Origin of the sequence: Shewanella sp. MF05960 (assembly GCF_050849305.1) — a bacterium.
Classification (GTDB): domain Bacteria; phylum Pseudomonadota; class Gammaproteobacteria; order Enterobacterales; family Shewanellaceae; genus Shewanella.
Genome location: NZ_JBOZPS010000062.1, coordinates 1 through 962, shown reverse-complemented (window position 1 = coordinate 962; position 962 = coordinate 1). Strand labels below are relative to the sequence as shown.

Below are 962 nucleotides of genomic sequence, written 5' to 3'. Positions count from 1 at the left end.
TTTGTCTGGAAACCATAGAGCTGTGGCACCACCTGATCCCATTCCGAACTCAGAAGTGAAACACAGTATCGCCGATGGTAGTGTGGGGTCTCCCCATGCGAGAGTAGGTCATTTCCAGGCGCCTAATAAGCTCAACGTTGTACAGAGTTTTGCTGATATGGCTCAGTCGGTAGAGCGCATCCTTGGTAAGGATGAGGTCCCCAGTTCGATTCTGGGTATCAGCACCACGAATAATCTAGTGTTTTGTCCTAGAATAAAATTTGTCTGGAAACCATAGAGCTGTGGCACCACCTGATCCCATTCCGAACTCAGAAGTGAAACACAGTATCGCCGATGGTAGTTTGGGGTCTCCCCATGCGAGAGTAGGTCATTTCCAGGCGCCTAATTTACTCGAAAGAGTAGTGATAAGCCCGTTGCTAACGCAACGGGCTTTTTTACGTCTGCAGTTTAGTCAATATGGTCGTAGAAAGAAGCATGATAGCTGTGTGGTCGATATGTCCCTGCGAAAGTAGATCATTTCCAGTTGCCAAATAAACAGCAAGGCCACCTTAATCGGGTGGCCTTTTTGTTTTGTGACTTAAAAACAATTTCGAATATGACAAAACGTAGTGTGTGGATATGCTCCTGCGAAAGTAGATCACTTCCAGGTACCAAATAAACAGTAAGGCCAACTTCTCGGATGGCCCTTCTTTGTTTTCTGACTCAACTAGATTTCGAATATGACAAAACGCATTGTGGTAGATATACCCATGCAAGAGTCGGTCATTTCCAGGCGCTAAACAAAACAGCAAGGCCCCTTCATGGGTGGCCCTTCTGAGTTTTCTGACTAAAATGGATTTATACCATTTACATTAATTAACTGGTCAGTTTTGTCCAGCTTCTAGAGCATAATTTAATTACCCTTTCAGGCTCTGCAATAAAGTGATTCCATGCAATTGAGCACTGTTCAACAATATCGTCAT

At 44.3% G+C, this 962-nt stretch carries 1 tRNA gene and 2 rRNA genes; all 3 read left to right on the top strand.

Features of this window, described 5'->3' with window-relative positions:
* The first annotated feature begins 4 nt into the window (after positions 1–4).
* Positions 5–120, top strand: a 5S ribosomal RNA gene (gene rrf, locus ACROAE_RS20595).
* 31 nt (positions 121–151) lie between these two features.
* Positions 152–227: transfer RNA gene (locus tag ACROAE_RS20590), tRNA-Thr, on the top strand.
* 36 nt (positions 228–263) lie between these two features.
* Positions 264–379 (top strand): 5S ribosomal RNA (gene rrf, locus ACROAE_RS20585).
* Positions 380–962 lie beyond the last annotated feature (583 nt).